We start from the raw sequence: 17997 nt of genomic DNA, 5'->3' as shown, positions 1-17997 counted from the left end.
GGAAATGAAATGACTTCAATCTTTAGTGAGACAGTTCCGCCAGCAGGGCCTGGAACTTCTCGATGCGGGCTTCCGCGTCATGACGCTCTTCGTCATTGCGCGCCTGGCCCAGATCTTCGCGGGCTTCGGTGAGGGACTTCGAAGCGTCCTCGGCGTTCACATCGGCGAGGTCGATCGCTTCTTCCGCCAGAATGGTCAGACCGGCCGCCGTCACCTCGGCGAAACCGCCGCGGATGAAGGTGCGGGTGACGTCATTGCCGGAATGAACCGAGATCGCGCCGGTGCGGATAGTCGACATGAAGGGCGCATGGTCGGCCAGCACGCCGAAATCGCCTTCCGAACCGGGAACCACAACCATGTCCACCTCGCCTGCGAAGACGCGGCGCTCAGGCGAAACCAGGTCAAAGTGCAGCTTGTCAGCCATGGGCCGATCCTTGCTCAATTACGCCCGACAAGCGGGCAGGCCTTGCTCAGTTAGACCCGCAGCGCGGGCTGGTCGCCGGCGCGCATGAAGCGCGCCGGCTGATCAGGCTTACGCCGCGTCAGCAGCCAGTTTCTCGGCTTTCTTCACGGCATCCTCGATGGTGCCGACCATGTAGAAGGCCGGTTCCGGCAGGTGGTCGTAATCGCCATCGCACAGACCTTTGAAGCCCTTGACGGTTTCTTCGATCGGCACCTGGATGCCCGGAGAACCGGTGAAGACTTCGGCCACGTCGAACGGCTGGGACAGGAAGCGCTCGATCTTACGGGCGCGCGCCACGACCAGCTTGTCCTCTTCGGACAGTTCGTCCATGCCGAGAATGGCGATGATGTCTTGCAGAGCCTTGTAGCGCTGCAGGATTTCCTGCACGCGACGGGCGGTCTGATAGTGCTCTTCACCCACAATGCGCGGCTCGAGGATCCGGGAGGTGGAGTCCAGCGGGTCCACAGCCGGGTAGATGCCTTTTTCCGCGATCGAGCGGTTCAGAACCGTCGTGGCGTCAAGGTGCGCAAACGTGGTGGCCGGAGCCGGGTCGGTCAGGTCGTCAGCCGGCACGTAAACGGCCTGCACGGACGTGATCGAGCCCTTCTTGGTCGAGGTGATGCGCTCCTGCAGCGCGCCCATGTCGGTGGACAGGGTCGGCTGATAGCCCACGGCGGACGGGATCCGGCCCAGCAGGGCGGACACTTCGGCGCCGGCCTGGGTGAAGCGGAAGATGTTGTCCACGAAGAACAGCACGTCCTTGCCTTCCTCATCGCGGAAGTATTCCGCTTGAGCCAGACCGGACAGCGCCACGCGAGCACGCGCGCCGGGCGGTTCGTTCATCTGGCCGAACACCAGGGCGCAACGCGACCCTTCGGCAGACCCGTTGTTCTCTTTCGGGTCCTTGTTCACGCCGGATTCGATCATTTCGTAGTACAGATCGTTGCCTTCGCGGGTCCGCTCGCCGACGCCGGCGAACACGGAATAACCGCCGAAGAGCTTGGCGATGTTGTTGATCAGTTCCTGGATCAGAACCGTCTTGCCCACGCCAGCGCCGCCGAACAGGCCGATCTTGCCGCCTTTGGCGTACGGGCAGAGCAGGTCGACGACCTTGATGCCGGTCGGCAGGATTTCAGCCTCGGTGGACTGTTCCTCGAACGCCGGAGCCGGACGGTGGATCGGCGCCATCATGGCGGCCGGAACCTCACCCGCTTCGTCGATCGGTTCACCGGTGACGCTCATGATGCGGCCCAGCGTGCCCGGACCCACCGGAACCATGATCGGCGAACCGGTGTCGATCACTTCAGAACCGCGCTTCAGACCCTCGGTCGCGTCCATGGCGATCGTACGCACCATGTTCTCGCCCAGGTGCGACGCCACTTCCATAACCAGCTTCTGGTCGCCGTTCTTGGTTTCCAGAGCGTTCAGGATGTCGGGAAGACCGCCTTCGAACTCCACGTCCACGACGGCGCCGGTCACCTGCGCAATACGGCCTTTGAGCTTGCTCATCGTCTCAGCCTCTTTTCCAAACCTTGCAAGGCGCCGCGCCCGGTCGCCTGTCGTTCAAACTTGTTACGCTTACACCGCCTCGGCGCCGGAGATGATCTCGATCAGCTCCTTGGTGATCTTCGCCTGGCGGGAGCGGTTGTATTCCAGATTCAGCTTGTCGATCAGCTCACCGGCATTGCGGGTCGCAGAATCCATGGCCGCCATCTTGGCGCCCATTTCACCCGCGGCGTTTTCCAGCAGGGCCGAGAGAATGACCGTATCCACATAACGCGGCAGCAGAACCTCGAGGATGCTCTCCTCGTCGGGCTCATAGCTGTAGATCGCGCCTTTGAGGTCGGGACGCTCGACGGTCTCGTCGATGGCGTCACGCGCCGGGATCAGCGTCTGAGCGCGCGGCTTCTGGCTGATCACGGAGACGAATTCCGAGCTGATGACTTCACAGACATCAAACTCGCCCGCCTCGAACAGGGTGCGGATCTTGTCGCCGATCATCGCCGCGATCGAGCCGTCGATGGATTTGACATCCTTCAGGTCGACGCGATCGACGATCTTGTCATTGTGCAAGCGCTTGAGGGCTTCATAGCCCTTCTTGCCGACGGTCAGGATCTTGACCGCCTTGCCTGCGCTGACCAGCGCCGCGACACGCTCGCGCGCCAGGCGCGCAATATTGGTGTTGAAGCCGCCGCACAGGCCGCGGTCCGCCGTGGCGACGACGAGCAGGTGGACATCGTCCTTGCCCGTGCCGACCAGCAGACGCGGCGCGTCCGGGCCTTCCATGGCCGATGACAGATTGGCCATCACCGCCGCCATACGCTCAGCGTACGGGCGCGCGGCTTCCGCAGCTTCCTGCGCCTTGCGCAGCTTGGCCGCGGCGACCATTTGCATCGCCTTGGTGATCTTCTTGGTCGATTCGACCGAGTTGATCCGGTTTTTCAGCTCTTTAAGGCTGGCCATTTGTCGTCCTCAGCCCAACCGCTTGATCCTGTCGGGGCAAGCCCCTCCAGAACGAGGAGGTTGGGCGCGCCTAAGCGCGCCCGTCCTTATGCGAAGTTCGCCGTGAAGGTCTCCAGCGTCGCTTTCAGCGCCGCTTCGGACTCGTCCGACAGTTTCTTGGTGTCGCGGATCGCGGCCAGAAGGTCGGCTTTCTCGGCGTGCAGGTGACGCAGAAGCTCTTCTTCATAGCGACCGATCGCGGACACTTCGATCTTGTCCAGATAACCGCGCGTACCGGCGTACATCACGCAGACCTGCTCTTCCATGGAGAGCGGGCTGAACTGCGGCTGCTTGAGCAGCTCGGTCAGACGCTCGCCGCGCGACAGCAGCTTCTGGGTGGCCGCGTCCAGGTCGGAACCGAACTGGGCGAAGGCCGCCATTTCGCGATACTGGGCCAGTTCGCCCTTGATCTTGCCGGCGGCCGACTTGGTCGCCTTGGTCTGAGCGGCGGAGCCCACGCGGGACACCGACAGACCCACGTTCACGGCCGGGCGGATGCCCTGGTAGAACAGGTCGGTTTCCAGGAAGATCTGGCCGTCGGTGATCGAGATCACGTTGGTCGGGATATAGGCCGACACGTCATTGGCCTGGGTTTCGATGATCGGCAGCGCCGTCAGCGAGCCCGAACCATGGGTCTCGTTCAGTTTCGCCGCGCGCTCCAGCAGACGGGAGTGCAGGTAGAACACGTCGCCCGGATAGGCTTCACGTCCCGGCGGACGGCGTAGCAGCAGCGACATCTGGCGGTAAGCCACGGCCTGCTTGGACAGGTCATCATAGATGATCAGGCCGTGCATGCCGTTGTCGCGGAAGTATTCGCCCATGGCGCAGCCGGTGAACGGCGCCAGGAACTGCATCGGCGCGGGGTCGGACGCGGTCGCGGCCACGACGATGGAGTATTCCATCGCGCCGTTTTCCTCGAGCGTCTTGACGACCTGGGCCACGGTGGAGCGCTTCTGGCCGACCACGACATAGACGCAGTACAGCTTCTGGCTCTCGTCATCACCCTGGTTCAGTTGTTTCTGGTTCAGGATGGTGTCGATGGCGATGGCGGTCTTGCCGGTCTGGCGGTCGCCAATGATCAGCTCACGCTGGCCACGGCCGACGGGGATCATGGAGTCGATCGCCTTGATGCCGGTCGCCATCGGCTCGTGCACCGATTTACGCGGCAGGATGCCCGGCGCCTTCACGTCCACGACGCGACGCTCGGCGGCGTCGATCGGGCCCTTGCCGTCAATCGGCTCGCCCAGCGCGTTCACGACGCGGCCCAGCAGGCCCTTGCCGACCGGGGCGTCCACGATGGAGCCCAGTCGCTTGACGGTGTCGCCTTCCTTGATGCCCCGGTCGTCGCCGAAGATCACGCAGCCGACATTGTCGCGCTCGAGGTTCAGGGCCATGCCCTTCACGCCGCCCGGGAACTCCACGAGTTCGCCGGCTTGCACTTCGTCAAGACCGTAAACACGAGCGATGCCGTCGCCCACACTCAGCACCTGACCAACGTCGGAAACGTCAGCCTCTGCGCCAAAGTTCTTGATCTGCTCTTTCAGGATCGCGGAGATTTCCGCCGCCCGGATATCCATGGCCTACGCCTCTTTCATCGTGTTGCGCAGCCCCTCCAGCTTTGTGCGGAGGGAGGAGTCAAACATGCGCGAACCGACCTTTACGATCAGTCCGCCGAGGATGTCGGGCCGCACTTGCGTACGGATATCCACATCCTGGCCCAATGCGGTTTTCAACGCCGCGGTCAGCTCTTTCAGCTGCGTTGCGGTCAGCTCGTCCGCGGTGGTGACCACAGCCGAAGTCGCCCCGCGCTTGAGCGCCGCCAGCACCTTGAAGGCGCGCAGCATGTCGGTGATATCGCTCGCCCGGCCGTTATGGGCCGCAACAGCGATGAATTTCTTGGTCAGGTCCTGGGCGCCCAGCTTTTCAGCCAGAGCAGAGAGCACGGATGATTTCTCAGCCGCGCCATACAGCGGGCTGGTCAGCGCGTCGCGCAGGTCATCGGAGTCCGCGAGCACCGCGCCCAGCGCGTCCACGTCCTTCTCGACAGCCTCTGCCGCGCCCGCCTCTTCGGCCAGGTCGAACAAGGCGCGCGCATAGCGCTCGCCGGCCTCGCTCATGATCGCATTATCGACGGTGGTCACCGTTCTGCGCCGCTTTCTTCTCGTGATGCGCGTTAAGACCCCACCAGTGCGGCATTGCCCAAACGCTTGAAGGAACTTGGCTTCTTGCAAGACACACTAGGGTTACCGCCACGTGTGTCTCACAGCCCGGCGCCGAACTAGCACAGGGGTGCGCCCCCCGCAACACCGGGGAGTGCGCGAAATAACCTCCTTCTGCGTCCCATTCAGCTCCAGAGGTCCCCATTCCTCCGTCAGCAGCGCGTTGAGGCCATGAGGCAGACACCCTCGCAATTAAAGTGAAACTTTATGGACTCGAATTCATGAGACCGGCTTCCAAAGCTCCGCTAGCGTCCCCGGAAACCGCCCACACCGGGTCAATTGAAGGACAATCGCCATGCCCGCTTCTGCGCTAGCCGCCTTCACGTTGTCAGCGATCACAAGCCTCATCCAGGAGCCGACGCCGCAAGACGCATTTCAACGCGACATCCAAATCGAACGCAGCGCCCCCGTGAGCGAGCTCAGCTTTGACTGGAGACTCGATAAAATCTTCATCCAGGCCGAACTGAATGATCGGCCCGGCAATTTCATCTTCGACACCGGCTCGCCCACGATACTGTCACGCGCCCTCGCAGACACGCTCGAACTGGAGATTATCGGGCAGAACACGGGGCGGGACGCCCATGGCGCAGAGATCGTGATGGACATCGCCATCGTCGACACGGTCCGGCTGGGCGATGTGGTGTTTCACGATGTCCCCGTGATGATCTTCAACTTCGAAACACTCGACCAGGGCGCCTGCTTCATCGAGGACGGCATCATCGGATCGGAGATCCTCAAGGGCAGCGCCTGGCGCCTCGATCTCTCCCGGCAGACCGTGGCGCTTGCAGCGGAGGCTGGAGACTTCCCCCCATTACCGCCCGGTCCGGAGACAGCGCTCCATGACTTTGGCTATCCGCACATGCCCATCATCGACTACGCCATCGGCGAGATGAGCGACAAGGCGCTGTTCGACACAGGCTTCGCCGGAGAATTGGCCCTGTTCGAGCGCGCCGCCGACATGCCGTCCGTACGCCGTCGGATCGTACGCGGCAGCCTGGAACGCGGAACAGGACGCGCCGGAGAATCAGCTGGCGGCTGGTCAGATCCGGCTCCCCTGGTGCGCGCGCAGCTGGACGATGTCTCGCTGGGCGCTGACGCCTTGCCTCGTCTTTACAGCGATTTGCGACCCATCCCGCCGACCCTCTTCGGCGCTGGACTCCTCAACACCCACGTGGTGACGCTTGACTATCCGGGCGGCCGGATCGTGCTGAGCCCGCTCGCCACCACCGCAGCAACCAGCCCGCCGCCCGACTTCTCCATCGCCATTGTCAGCGACCAGGCCGAGCTGGTCCGGCTGTATGAGAACACACCGGCGGCGCGCGCCGGATTGCAGGTCGGTGATGTGGTTTTACAGGTGGATGGGCGCGAGCTGCCGACCCAACCGCGCGAGGCCCGATGCGAAACGGCGTTCTGGCTGGCGGACGGGCTGGACGCGCAATCGGTTCAGACCCTGACGATCTGGCGTGATGGGCAAGCGCGAACTCTGAGCCTCGGACCAGAGCGCTAGAGAAACGAATAGGGCTCGATATCGAGCACGACTCTGACCGCAGACGGCGGTTTCATGCGACCCATCCAGGCGCGCATGAAGGAGGAGACATCCACATTCCGCGGCGCCTGCACCAGAAAGCGCCGCCGCCAGCGCCCGCGCACCACGCCCAAAGGCGCTTCGGCGGGACCGAAGACCTGTACGCCTTCAGAGACCGGTGCAGCACGCGCAATCCCCAGGCAGGCGTCGTCGAGCTGGGCCGGATCGGGACCGGAGACAATCAGGGCGGCGAGTCGCCCGAAGGGCGGCAGGCCGAGAATTTCGCGCATGGTGCGCTCAGCGGCCAGAAACGCGTCCCGATCCCCGTTCGCCAGCGCCTGCAGCGCTTCATGCTCGGGATTCCAGGTCTGCAAGATCGCCCGGCCGGGTCGATCCGCCCGCCCGGCGCGCCCGGCCGCCTGGACCAGGGTCTGATAGGTGCGCTCGCCCGCGCGCAGATCGCCACCCGCCAGCCCCAGATCGGCGTCCACCACGCCCACCAGCGTCAGATGGGGGAAGTTGTGGCCCTTCGCCGCGATCTGGGTGCCCACCAGAATGTCAATCTCGCCGTCCTCCATGCGCTGGACGATGGAGCGCACATCATCGCCGTTCTGGGCGGTATCGGACGAAAACACCTCCACCCGCGCGTCGGGGAAGCGCTGTCGCGCCTCCTCGGCCACGCGCTCCACGCCCGGACCCACGCCGATCAGCGAATCAGGTTCACCGCATTCAGGGCAGTTTTTCGGCTTGGGCATGGAAAAGCCAGTGACGTGGCAGACCAGCCGCCCGGTATAGCGGTGCTCCACCAGCCAGCGATCGGCCTCGGGGCTCTTCATCTTGTGCCCGCAGGCCTTGCACAGCACGAGCGGGGCGAAACCGCGCCGGTTGAGATAGAGCATGGCCTGCTCGCCACGCGCCAGCGTGTCGGCGACCGCCTTGTGCAAGGGCGGCGACAGCCATTCGCCCTTTTCGGGCGGGCTGTCGCGCAAGTCGAGAAGCTCGATATCGGGCAACACCGCCCCGCCCGCGCGGCTCGGGAGCACCACATGCACATAGCGGCCGGCCTCGGCATTCACGAGACTTTCAAGCGAGGGCGTCGCACTGGCGAGGATACACACCGCGCCCTGCAGCTTGGCGCGGGCTACTGCGAGATCGCGGGCGTTATAGGTGAGGTTTTCATCCTGCTTGTAGGTCGGGTCATGCTCTTCATCGACCACGATGCCGCGCAGATGGGTAAAGGGCAGAAAGATTGAGGAGCGCGCCCCTGCCACGATCCTGGCCCGACCCGACGCCACTTCGCGCCAGGTCCGACGGCGCTCCTTGTCGGCGAGCCCTGAATGCCAGAGCGCCGGCTCCACGCCAAACCGGTCCTTGAAGCGCTTGGTCACCGCCTGGGTCAGCGCGATTTCGGGCAGAAGCACCAGGATCTGGGCTTCGGGCTCGCGTTTCATCAGCTCGGCGATGGCCTCGAAATACACCTCTGTCTTGCCCGAGCCGGTCACGCCATCCAGTAGCGCCGCCTGAAACCCGCCCGCCGCCACCAGACGGCGCAGCGTCGCCGCCGCGTCCGCCTGCACGGCGTTCAGCTCCACGCCCTCGCGATAGGGATCCGGGGTTTCGAAGGGCGGATCGACCGGCGCCTCTTCGGCGCGTAATCCGCCCGCCTCCGCCAGCCCCTTCACCACTGACGACGACACGCCCGCCCGCCGCGCCAGCTCCGCCGCGCTGCCCGGCCCTTCTTCAGCCGCGTCCAATACGGCGCGGCGCGCCGGCGTCAGACGCGCCAGCACCTGCCCGGTGGGATGATAGAGCGTTTCGGTGGGGGAGGGTTTGAGCGCGCCCGGGCTCCTCAGGACCGCGCGCAGGACAATACCCGGCGGCTCGACCAGATAGCGCGCCGCCCACTCCACAAACTCGCGCATGGAGGCGCTGAGGGGCGGTCCGCCGCGCAGATCATCCAGCGGCTTGAGTGTACGTGAACCGTCATCCGGCCCCACATCCCAAACCACACCCGGCGCGCTGCGCTTGCCCAGCGGCGCCAGCACATGATCGCCCGGACTGACGCGCACGCCGTCTGGAACCGCATAATCGAACGGTTCGGGCAAGGGCATCGGAAACAGGACCGAGGCGCGTTGCGGGGATGAAGCGGGCTCGCTCACGAAAGTCGGCGTCCTGGGGCGGTTTGATTCTGCATCAGTGTAACAAAGCGCAGGCGGAACGACTCAGGGTTAACGCATTCACAAGCTGGCTCTGGCAGGTAGGTCGGGTTGGCATGGAGCTTGATCAATGACCGCCCTCGACACGCTGGACATGGAATCCCTGCGCGCCGCCCTGCGCGAACGCCCCGAAGTGATCACCGGGGATCCCGACCTGATCGCCCTGGTGCGCGACGCCGATAGCGGCGGCAGCGTGGTGGATCTGGGTCAACGCCGCCAGAAGAAACTCGAAAAGGATCTGCGCAAGGTCCGCGCCACCAATGATGCGCTGATTGCGCTCGCCAAGGCCAACATGGCCGCCCAGGCCCAAACCCATGCCGCCGTGCTCGCCATCATGGAAGCTGAAGACCTCGCCGCGCTGGATCACAAGCTCGCCAGCCGGGTCGCCGGCGCGCTGAGCGTGGACGCTGTGCGCGTGTTTCTTGAGGGCCATTCCCCGCTCAAGGACGCAAGCGCCATTCTGGGCTGCTCGCCGGAGCTGACCAATGCGCTTCTCGAGGATGACAGTGAACGGCTGGGCCTTGTGAACGGGCGGTTCGCCGATGCGCTTTACGGTCCGCTCGGCCCCAATCTGCGTTCGGAAGCCATTGCGCGCATGGAAATTGGCGGGCATCCGGGGCTTTTGTGCCTGGCCAGCCGGGACGCCCGCGCCTTCACCGCTGACCAGGGCGCGGACCTCATTCATTTCCTCGCCCGCGCCCTTGAGCGCCGGATTGCGCCATGGCTGCGCGACTAGACGACCCCTCCCTTGGCACCGACGCGGCCCTGAGCGCCTTTCTGAGCCATCTCGAGGGCGAACGGCGACTGAGCCCGCGCACCGTCGAGGCCTATGACCGGGATCTGTCGGGTCTGTTCGAATTCCTGACCGGGCATCTGGGCGGCGCCCTGACCCTGAAGACGCTTTCAGATCTTCAAAGCGCGGACTGGCGCGCCTGGCTGGCCGATCGCCGCCGGGAGGGTGTGGGCCCGCGCACCCTGCAACGCGGCCTGTCCGCAGCTCGCACATTCTTCAGCTATGGGCGCAGACGCTGGGGGCTGGATAATCCGGCGCTCGGACTTGTGGAATCGCCCAAGGCGCAACGTCGCCAGCCGCGACCGGTCAGCGAGAGCGCCGCGAAATCGCTGCTGAAGGAAGCCGAGACGGGCGCCCGTGAACCCTGGATCGGCGCACGGGACGCCGCCGTGCTGAGCCTTCTGTATGGATGCGGGCTCAGGATTTCCGAAGCCCTTGCCCTGACAGGCCGCGATCATCCTCTGCCCGACGTGCTGCGCGTCGCAGGCAAGGGGGGCAAGACCCGGATCGTACCTGTCCTGCCTGCCGTGCGTCAGGCCGTGAGCGCCTATGTGGACGCCTGCCCCTACCAGATAGGGGGCGATGATCCGCTCTTCCGGGCGTCACGCGGCGGGCCCTTGCAGGCGCGCGCCATGCAAAGCGCCATGCAGATCCTGCGAAGCCGGCTGGGCCTGCCCGCCACGGCGACGCCGCACGCCCTGCGCCACGCCTTTGCGACTCATCTTCTGGCCCATGGCGGGGATTTGCGCGCGATCCAGGACCTGTTGGGCCATGCTTCGCTCAGCACCACCCAGGTCTATGCCGATATTGAACAAAGCCGACTGATGGCGATTCACGCCGCAACGCATCCAAGGGCCCGCAAGCGCTAGTCGCGATTGCGCTCATACAGACGCACGCGCTCGCCATTTTCGTCTTCATTCTCCGCCACGAAGGAGAAGCCGGTCTTTTCAAGAACCCGGATCGAGGCGGTGAGATGCGGCAGGGTGCGCGCGCAGACCTTGCGGACGCGTTCATGGCTCAACGCCCAGCCCACAAGCCCTTCAACCGCTTCGGTGGCGAGGCCCTGCTCTCGGAAGCTGGGCTGCATGGCGTAGCCGATCTCGACGACACCTTCTTCATCAGGCGGTCCGTGGAAGCCGCCCACGCCCACGGCCCGGTCGAGACCATCCGGGGTCCAGCCCATAAGAAAGACCCAGCCGCGCCATCCCGCTTCTTCGGGCGCACGGTTCAGAATTTCGAGCTTTTCCGCCAGCTTCGGCTCATCGTCGGTGACCGGCGGCCAGGCTGATTCGCGTTCGGCGCCGAGCGCCTTGAAGAAGCCGGGCCGATCCTCGACCTGCAGACGCGCCAGCTCAGCTGTGATGGCCACTAGGCGCAGACGCGCCCCTTTGATCTCCAAAGGCGGGTTCGGGTCTGTCTGAGCTGAAGCTGTCATCGGCAAGCCTCCCGAGACTGTCCGGACGCGTTATGACGCACTGCCACACAAATGTCGTCAGACATTTTCGTGACATAGTCCCAAACGCGCCCGAAAGAAGTCCGGGACAGCCTACATCTGCATGGTCCAGCCTTCGACCCCCATGGCCGCCTGACGGACAGCCTCGGACAGGGTCGGGTGGGCGTGGCAGGTGCGCGCAATGTCTTCAGAGGCCGCGCGGAACTCCATCGCCACCGCCAGCTCGGCGATCAGCTCGCCGGCGTTCGGGCCGACAATATGCGCGCCCAGAATCTCGTCAGTTTCCGCATCGGCGAGGATTTTCACGAACCCGTCGGTGGTGTGGTTGGTGCGTCCGCGCGAGTTCGCCATGAACGGGAAGGCTCCGGACTTGTACTTGCGGCCCTGATCCTTGAGCTGTTCCTCGGTCTGACCGACCGAGGCGATCTCGGGATAGGTGTACACCACGTTGGGAATGACATCGTAATTGACGTGGCCGGCCTTGCCCGCGATCAGCTCGGCGACCGCCGTGCCTTCATCCTCGGCCTTGTGCGCCAGCATCGGACCGGAGGTAACATCGCCCACGACCCAGACGCCCTCGGCCGAGGTCTTGAAGTGATCATTCTCGATCATGCCGCGCTTGTCGACATCGATACCGACCGTGTCGAGACCCAGGCCTTCCGTGTACGGACGGCGACCAATGCAGACCAGAACGATGTCCGCATCCAGCACCTCTTCGTCGCCCCCCTTGGCGGCTTCGGTCGAGACTTTCAGCTTGGTCTTGAGCTTTTCAACGCCGGTCACCTTGCGCGACAGCTTGAAGCTCATGCCCTGCTTTTCAAACAGGCGCTTGGCCTGTTTGGAGACCTCGCCATCCATGCCCGGCAGGGCGCGATCGAGATATTCCACGACCGTGACGTCCGAACCGAGGCGACGCCAGACCGAACCCAGTTCGAGACCAATCACGCCTGCGCCGATCACGATCAGCTTCTTGGGGACTTCCTTGAGCTCCAGCGCACCCGTGGACGAGACGATGCGCTCCTCATCGATCTCTACGCCCGGCAGCGGGGTCACTTCAGAGCCGGTGGCGATGACGATGTTCTTGGCGCTGAGCTCGGTTTCCTTGCCATCCTCGTCGGTGACGATGACCTTGCCCTTGCCTGCAATGCGGCCCTTGCCGCGCACATGGTCGACCTTGTTCTTCTTGAACAGGAATTCCACGCCCTTGGTCAGGCCTTCAACCGCATCGGACTTCTGGCCCATCATCTTGTCGAGCTTGAGCGACAGCTTGCCGACCTCGATGCCCATATCAGCGAAATTCTTGTTCGCTTCTTCATAGAGCTCGGAGGCGTGCAGCATGGCCTTGGACGGGATGCAGCCCACATTCAGGCAGGTGCCGCCCAGCGTCTTGCGCGACTCGATACACGCCGTCTTCAGACCCAGCTGGCCCGCGCGAATGGCGCAGTTATAGCCGCCAGGGCCGCCGCCGATAATCACCACATCATATTGATCAGCCATGGGTACACCGTCATCGGTAAACGCGCGCCGCACCGGCGCGCCAAGGAGGGGTTAGCCGCACCCTATACCCGCCCTCCCCCGCGTCAATGCGGCGAAGGACGCAGAGCGGCCATGCATTTACACCTCGGCGTATCGAAGACGGGTTTCAACCCCGTTAGCGCAGGATCCCGGCGTTCACGCCCCAGACCGACACGCGCCAGAACGCAATAAGGCTCAGCAAGATCACAACGGAGAAAATCACCCCGCCAATTCCGCCCATCAGGTCATAGGCGGCGGTGAAACCGAAAAGATAGGCCGCGCTGACAAGGAAGAAGACGAGCGAGACCAGAAAGGCTGGCGCCGCAAATTTCGACCGGATGAGCAAAGCGAGGCTGGCGATCACCGCACTCCAGACCGCGATGGCCCAGACCGCTTCATACCAGAGCGGGAAACCCAGATAGAAGGCGCGCTGCTCTTCTGTGAAGGCGGCCAGATACGCCTCATTGCCCATCTGGGTGAGCGTGTAATCCAGAGCGCCGAACGCGTTCCAGATCAGCGCCACCACGGCCACGATCCAGAACCAGATCGGCGTTTTCGGGCGTTCGGTCACAACTGTGCTGTCATCGGTCATCAGAAGCCTCCCCCAAGGTTATACCGGCATTCTACACCCCGAACCCCATGACCGCCCAGCCCAAACGAAAACCCCGGCCGTTTCAGGCCGGGGCTGATCGCTTGACGCTTCGAGATCGACTAGATGTCGAGCAGCAGGCGCTGCGGATTCTCGAGGCTTTCCTTCACGCGCACGAGGAAGGTCACAGCCTCCTTGCCGTCCACGATGCGGTGATCGTAGCTGAGCGCCAGATACATCATCGGGCGGATCTTCACCTCGCCATTGATGGCGACCGGACGCTCCTGGATCTTGTGCATGCCCAGAATGCCCGATTGCGGCGCGTTGAGGATCGGGCTCGACAGGAGCGAGCCATACACGCCGCCATTGGAGATGGTGAAGCTGGCGCCCTGCATGTCCTCGATGCCAAGCTTGCCGTCACGGGCGCGCTTGCCGAGATTCATGATGGACTTCTCGATACCCGCCAGCGACAGGTCATCCGCGTCACGCACCACCGGCACCACGAGGCCGCGATCGGTGCCGACCGCCACGCCCATGTCGTAATAGTTCTTGTAGATGATGTCCGTGCCATCAATCTCGGCATTCACCGCCGGGACGTCCTTGAGCGCCGCGACGCAGGCTTTCACGAAGAAGCTCATGAAGCCCAGCTTGACGCCGTGCTTGGCCACGAAATCGTCCTGGATTTCCTTACGCAGGGACATGATCGCGCTCATGTCCGCTTCGTTATAGGTCGTGAGCATCGCCGCGGTGTTCTGCGCGTCCTTGAGACGGCGGGCGATGGTCTGGCGCAGGCGGGTCATCTTCACGCGCTCTTCGCGCGGGCCGGTTTCACGCGGCTTGGATGAGGAGGACGACGCCGAAGACGAAGACGACGGCGCGGCTCCGCCCGACTGCACGGCCTTGAGCGCATCGCCCTTGGTCACGCGGCCATCCTTGCCGGTGCCTTCGACCTTGCTCAGATCGAGATTGTTCTCGGCCGCGACGCGGTTGGCGGACGGCATAGCCTTGGTGTCGCCCGACGACGAGGCAGACGAGGCGGCCTCTTTGGGCGCAGAGTCGGATTTGGACGCCGAACCGCCGGACGCGGATGCGCCTTCGCGGATCTTGCCGATCACCTGATCCGGGGTGACGGTGTCGCCTTCCGAGACAAGCTGTTCTTCCAGAACGCCCGCGGCCGGAGACGGCACTTCCACGGCGACCTTGTCGGTCTCGATTTCCAGAAGCGCCTGATCCTGTTCGACCGCGTCGCCGGGCTGAACCAGCCACTGGCCGACCTGGCCCTCGGCCACGCTTTCGCCCATCACCGGCACCTTGGCGTCGATCAGATCGCCGCCGCCGGACGTGCCGTTGGAGTCGTCGGATTTGGATTCGGATTTTTTCGCCGGCTTGTCATCGGAGGCTTTGGACGCGCCGCCGCCTTCACCCATTTCAGCCAGCTTGGCGCCGATCTCGACGGTATCGCCTTCCTGGGCGACGATCTTGGAGATGACGCCATCTTCCTCGGCGCGCACTTCAACCGACACTTTGTCGGTCTCCAGCTCCACCAGGATGTCGTCTTTCTTCACGGCGTCGCCTTCGGAAACCTGCCATTCGCCGACAGTGGCTTCGGAAACGGATTCGCCGAGGGTGGGGACGGTAATCTCGGTCATGTTGGGCTCTTTCCTAGAAAGGTCTTCGTGCGGGCGAAGGCTTACGAGAGGGCTTCGTCAATAAGGGCGGCTTGCTGGGCCTGGTGCTTGGACAGAAGGCCCGTCGCGGTAGAGGCCGAAGCCGCACGACCGGCATAACGGGCGCGCGCGCTCTTGGTATCGGACTTCTCGAGACAGAATTCCAGATACGGCTCCACAAAGCTCCAGGCGCCCATATTCTTGGGCTCTTCCTGACACCAGACCACATCGGCGTTCTTGAAGCGCTTGAGCTCGTCGATCACCGATTTGGCCGGGAACGGATAGAACTGCTCGACCCGCAGCAGGTAGACATCATCGATCTTACGCTCTTCGCGCGCTTCAAGCAGGTCGTAATAGACCTTACCCGAGCACAGAACGACGCGGCGGATCTTGTCGTCGGCGGCGAGCGGAATCTCGGCGCGGCCCGTGGCCACGTCCGAACGACCCTCGCGCACCTTCATATCCGCATCATCCCACAGCACGCGGTGGAAGCTGGAGCCTTCGGAGAACTCCGCCAGCGGGCTGATGCAACGCTTGTGACGCAGCAGGGATTTCGGCGTCATCAGGATCAGCGGCTTGCGGAAGCCGCGATGGATCTGACGGCGCAGAATGTGGAAATAGTTCGCCGGCGTCGAACAGTTGGCGACCTGCATATTGTCTTCGGCGCATTGCTGCAGATAGCGCTCGAGGCGGGCGGAGGAGTGCTCCGGACCCTGACCTTCATAGCCATGGGGCAGCAGCATCACGAGGCCGGACATGCGCAGCCATTTGCGCTCGGACGAGGAAATGAACTGGTCGATGATGACCTGGGCGCCGTTGGTGAAGTCACCGAACTGGGCTTCCCACATCACCAGCGAGTTGGGCGCGGACAGCGTGTAGCCATACTCGTAGCCGAGCACCGCTTCCTCAGACAGCATGGAGTCGATGACTTCGTAGCGCGCTTGGTCGCCGCCCAGATTGTTGAGCGGGGTGTAGCGTTCTTCCGTGTTCTGATCGATCACATGGGAGTGACGCTGGGAGAAGGTGCCGCGGCCGCAATCCTGCCCGGACAGGCGCACCGGGAAGCCTTCTTTCAGCAGCGAACCGAAAGCCAGATGCTCGGCCGTCGCCCAGTCAATGCCGTTCTCGTCATCAAGCACGGCCTTGCGGCGATTGGCGATCACGCGCTTGAGCGTCTTGTGGATGGCGATGTCCTCGGGGACGGTCGTCATCTTGTCGGCCACATCCTTGAGGACGCTCGCATCCACGGCGGTCTGGCCGCGGCGGTCATCCTCTTCAGGCAGGCCCAGACCCTGCCAGACGCCATCAAGCCAGTCCGCCCGGTTCGGGCTGTAGGACTTGGCCTTCTCGAACTCGTCATCGAGGAACTGGGCGAATTCCTCGACCCAGCCATCGATATCCTTCTGGCTGACAATGCCTTCCTTGATCAGGCGCTCGCCATAAAGGTCCAGCGTCGTCGGGTGCTTGGCGATCGCCTTGTACATGATCGGCTGGGTGAAGCTGGGATCGTCACCCTCATTGTGGCCGTACCGGCGATAGCAGAACATGTCCACGACCACGTCCTTGCCAAAGCGCTGGCGATATTCCGCCGCGACCTTGGCGGCGAAGGTGACCGCTTCAGGATCATCGCCGTTCACGTGGAAAATGGGCGACTGCACCATCAGCGCCACGTCGGACGGATACGGCGAGGACCGGCTGTCCTTGGGATCGGTGGTGAAACCGATCTGGTTGTTCACAACGAAGTGGATCGCGCCGCCGGTGCGGTGACCGCGCAGGCCCGACAGGCCGAAGCATTCCGCCACCACGCCCTGGCCGGCAAAGGCCGCATCACCGTGCAGCAGCAGCGGGAGGACCTTCTCGGCATAGTTGGAGCCATCGCCTTCATCGCGACGGAACTGGGTCTGCTTGGCGCGCGCCTTGCCCAGAACGACCGGGTTCACCGCCTCGAGGTGAGAGGGGTTTGCGGTCAGCGACAGGTGCACATTGTTGCCGTCAAACTCACGGTCGGACGAGGAGCCGAGGTGGTATTTCACGTCGCCGGAGGCGTAATCGACCTGGCCCAGCGTGTCGCCGCCCTGGAATTCGTGGAAAATCACGTGATAGGGCTTGCCCATCACCGCCGCGAGCACGTTCAGGCGCCCCCGGTGCGGCATGCCCAGGATGATGTCCTTCACGCCCAGCGCGCCGCCGCGCTTGATGATCTGCTCCAGCGCCGGGATCAGGCTTTCGCCGCCGTCAATGCCGAAGCGCTTGGTGCCCGGATAGCGCTTGTGCAGGAAGTTCTCGAACGCCTGGGTCTCGATGATCTTCTTGAGGATGGCGATCTTGCCTTGCTTGGAGAAGGCGATCTCCTTGTCTGGACCCTCGATGCGCTCTTGCAGCCAGGCTTTCTCCTCGGGATTGGAGATGTGCTGGAACTCCACACCGAAGGTGGAGCAATAGGTGCGCTTGAGGATGTCGAGCATCTGGCGAACGGTCGCCGTCTCGAGCCCCAGATAGCCGTTGATGAAGATCTCGCGGTCCAGATCATCCGCACCGAAGCCATAGGTCGCCGGGTCGAGCTCGGGCTGCTGGCCGAAATTGGTCAGCTTGAGCGGGTCGAGATCCGCCGCCAGGTGGCCGCGCATGCGGTAGGCGCGGATCAGCATGATCGCGGCGATGGAATCCTTGACCGCCTTGTGCACCTCTTCCGGAGTGGCGCCGGAGCCCTTATGCTCGGCGACGGCGTCGGGCAGCGCCATGGTCGCGCTTTCGATATCGCCCAGCGCGGTGACCAGCTCGCCATTGGCCGGACGCGGCCAGTCCTTGCGTTTCCAGGACGGGCCTTCGGCGGATTGGCTGGCTTCGGCGGGGGCGTCCCCCACCTCTTCAAAGAAGGACCGCCAGCTTGCCGGCACGGACGCCGGATCTGCGGCGTACTTCGCCGCCATTTGCTCGAGATAGACGGCGTTGCCGCCAAACAGGAACGAGGTGTCCAGGAAAGTCTGATTTTGGGGGGAGCGTTCGTCAGCCATGGCGCCATTCAATCGGCATCTAAGGGAAACGCGCATCTGAA

General features: G+C 63.8%; 14 protein-coding genes. 3 read left to right on the top strand and 11 right to left on the bottom strand.

Annotated features, from left to right (window positions below):
* Positions 1 to 22: 22 nt before the first annotated feature.
* The 5 genes from RBA95_RS02370 to RBA95_RS02350 all read right to left on the bottom strand — a co-directional run bounded on the left by RBA95_RS02370 (position 23) and on the right by RBA95_RS02350 (position 5106).
* A complete protein-coding gene (locus tag RBA95_RS02370) occupies positions 23 to 424 on the bottom strand; it encodes a F0F1 ATP synthase subunit epsilon (RefSeq protein ID WP_306015199.1) in 402 nt (133 codons plus the stop codon).
* A 108-nt stretch (positions 425 to 532) separates the two neighbouring features.
* A complete protein-coding gene (gene atpD, locus RBA95_RS02365) occupies positions 533 to 1972 on the bottom strand; it encodes a F0F1 ATP synthase subunit beta (RefSeq protein WP_306015198.1) in 1440 nt (479 codons plus the stop codon).
* A gap of 69 nt (positions 1973 to 2041) precedes the next feature.
* Positions 2042 to 2926, bottom strand: coding sequence for a F0F1 ATP synthase subunit gamma (locus tag RBA95_RS02360; RefSeq protein ID WP_306015197.1), 885 nt, complete (start codon positions 2924 to 2926; stop codon positions 2042 to 2044).
* Between the two features lie 86 nt (positions 2927 to 3012).
* Positions 3013 to 4542 carry a F0F1 ATP synthase subunit alpha gene (atpA, locus tag RBA95_RS02355; RefSeq protein WP_306015196.1) on the bottom strand — a complete coding sequence of 510 codons (1530 nt, stop codon included), beginning with the start codon at positions 4540 to 4542 and terminating at the stop codon, positions 3013 to 3015.
* A 3-nt stretch (positions 4543 to 4545) separates the two neighbouring features.
* Positions 4546 to 5106, bottom strand: a complete 561-nt coding sequence (locus RBA95_RS02350; protein WP_306015195.1) for a F0F1 ATP synthase subunit delta — start codon at positions 5104 to 5106, stop codon at positions 4546 to 4548.
* A 373-nt stretch (positions 5107 to 5479) separates the two neighbouring features.
* Between RBA95_RS02350 and RBA95_RS02345 the strand changes: the two genes are divergently transcribed.
* On the top strand, positions 5480 to 6691 hold the full coding sequence (locus RBA95_RS02345; protein WP_306015194.1) for an aspartyl protease family protein: 1212 nt from the start codon (positions 5480 to 5482) through the stop codon (positions 6689 to 6691).
* On the opposite strand, the gene RBA95_RS02340 is transcribed toward RBA95_RS02345, so the two are convergent.
* Positions 6688 to 8868, bottom strand: a complete 2181-nt coding sequence (locus tag RBA95_RS02340) for a primosomal protein N' (RefSeq protein ID WP_306015193.1) — start codon at positions 8866 to 8868, stop codon at positions 6688 to 6690. The two genes, RBA95_RS02345 and RBA95_RS02340, sit on opposite strands and share 4 nt — an antisense overlap.
* 127 nt (positions 8869 to 8995) lie before the next feature.
* Here RBA95_RS02340 and RBA95_RS02335 point away from each other — a divergent pair, with 127 nt between their 5' ends.
* The gene (locus RBA95_RS02335) at positions 8996 to 9661 is read left to right on the top strand and encodes a DUF484 family protein (RefSeq protein ID WP_306015192.1); all 666 of its coding nucleotides are present in this window, start codon (positions 8996 to 8998) and stop codon (positions 9659 to 9661) included.
* Positions 9646 to 10587, top strand: a complete 942-nt coding sequence (locus RBA95_RS02330; RefSeq protein ID WP_306015191.1) for a tyrosine recombinase XerC — start codon at positions 9646 to 9648, stop codon at positions 10585 to 10587. The genes RBA95_RS02335 and RBA95_RS02330 overlap by 16 nt, the downstream gene beginning before the upstream one ends.
* On the opposite strand, the gene RBA95_RS02325 is transcribed toward RBA95_RS02330, so the two are convergent.
* The 5 genes from RBA95_RS02325 to RBA95_RS02305 form a co-directional block, all read right to left on the bottom strand.
* The gene (locus RBA95_RS02325; protein WP_306015190.1) at positions 10584 to 11153 is read right to left on the bottom strand and encodes a GNAT family N-acetyltransferase; all 570 of its coding nucleotides are present in this window, start codon (positions 11151 to 11153) and stop codon (positions 10584 to 10586) included. The two genes, RBA95_RS02330 and RBA95_RS02325, sit on opposite strands and share 4 nt — an antisense overlap.
* A 111-nt stretch (positions 11154 to 11264) precedes the next feature.
* The gene (gene lpdA, locus RBA95_RS02320; protein ID WP_306015189.1) at positions 11265 to 12668 is read right to left on the bottom strand and encodes a dihydrolipoyl dehydrogenase; all 1404 of its coding nucleotides are present in this window, start codon (positions 12666 to 12668) and stop codon (positions 11265 to 11267) included.
* Positions 12669 to 12822: 154 nt separating this feature from the next.
* Positions 12823 to 13278 (bottom strand): hypothetical protein, encoded by a 456-nt coding sequence (locus RBA95_RS02315; protein WP_306015188.1) that lies wholly within the window; start codon positions 13276 to 13278, stop codon positions 12823 to 12825.
* Positions 13279 to 13397: 119 nt separating this feature from the next.
* Positions 13398 to 14924 (bottom strand): 2-oxoglutarate dehydrogenase complex dihydrolipoyllysine-residue succinyltransferase, encoded by a 1527-nt coding sequence (gene odhB, locus RBA95_RS02310; protein ID WP_306015187.1) that lies wholly within the window; start codon positions 14922 to 14924, stop codon positions 13398 to 13400.
* A gap of 41 nt (positions 14925 to 14965) precedes the next feature.
* Complete coding sequence (locus RBA95_RS02305) at positions 14966 to 17956, bottom strand: 2-oxoglutarate dehydrogenase E1 component (RefSeq protein ID WP_306015186.1); 2991 nt, start codon at positions 17954 to 17956, stop codon at positions 14966 to 14968.
* Between the last annotated feature and the right edge of the window lie 41 nt (positions 17957 to 17997).

Origin of the sequence: Oceanicaulis sp. MMSF_3324, from assembly GCF_030733545.1 — a bacterium.
Lineage (GTDB): Bacteria > Pseudomonadota > Alphaproteobacteria > Caulobacterales > Maricaulaceae > Oceanicaulis.
Note: the sequence above shows the minus strand (reverse complement) of the source record. Positions and strands in the feature narration are given on the sequence as shown.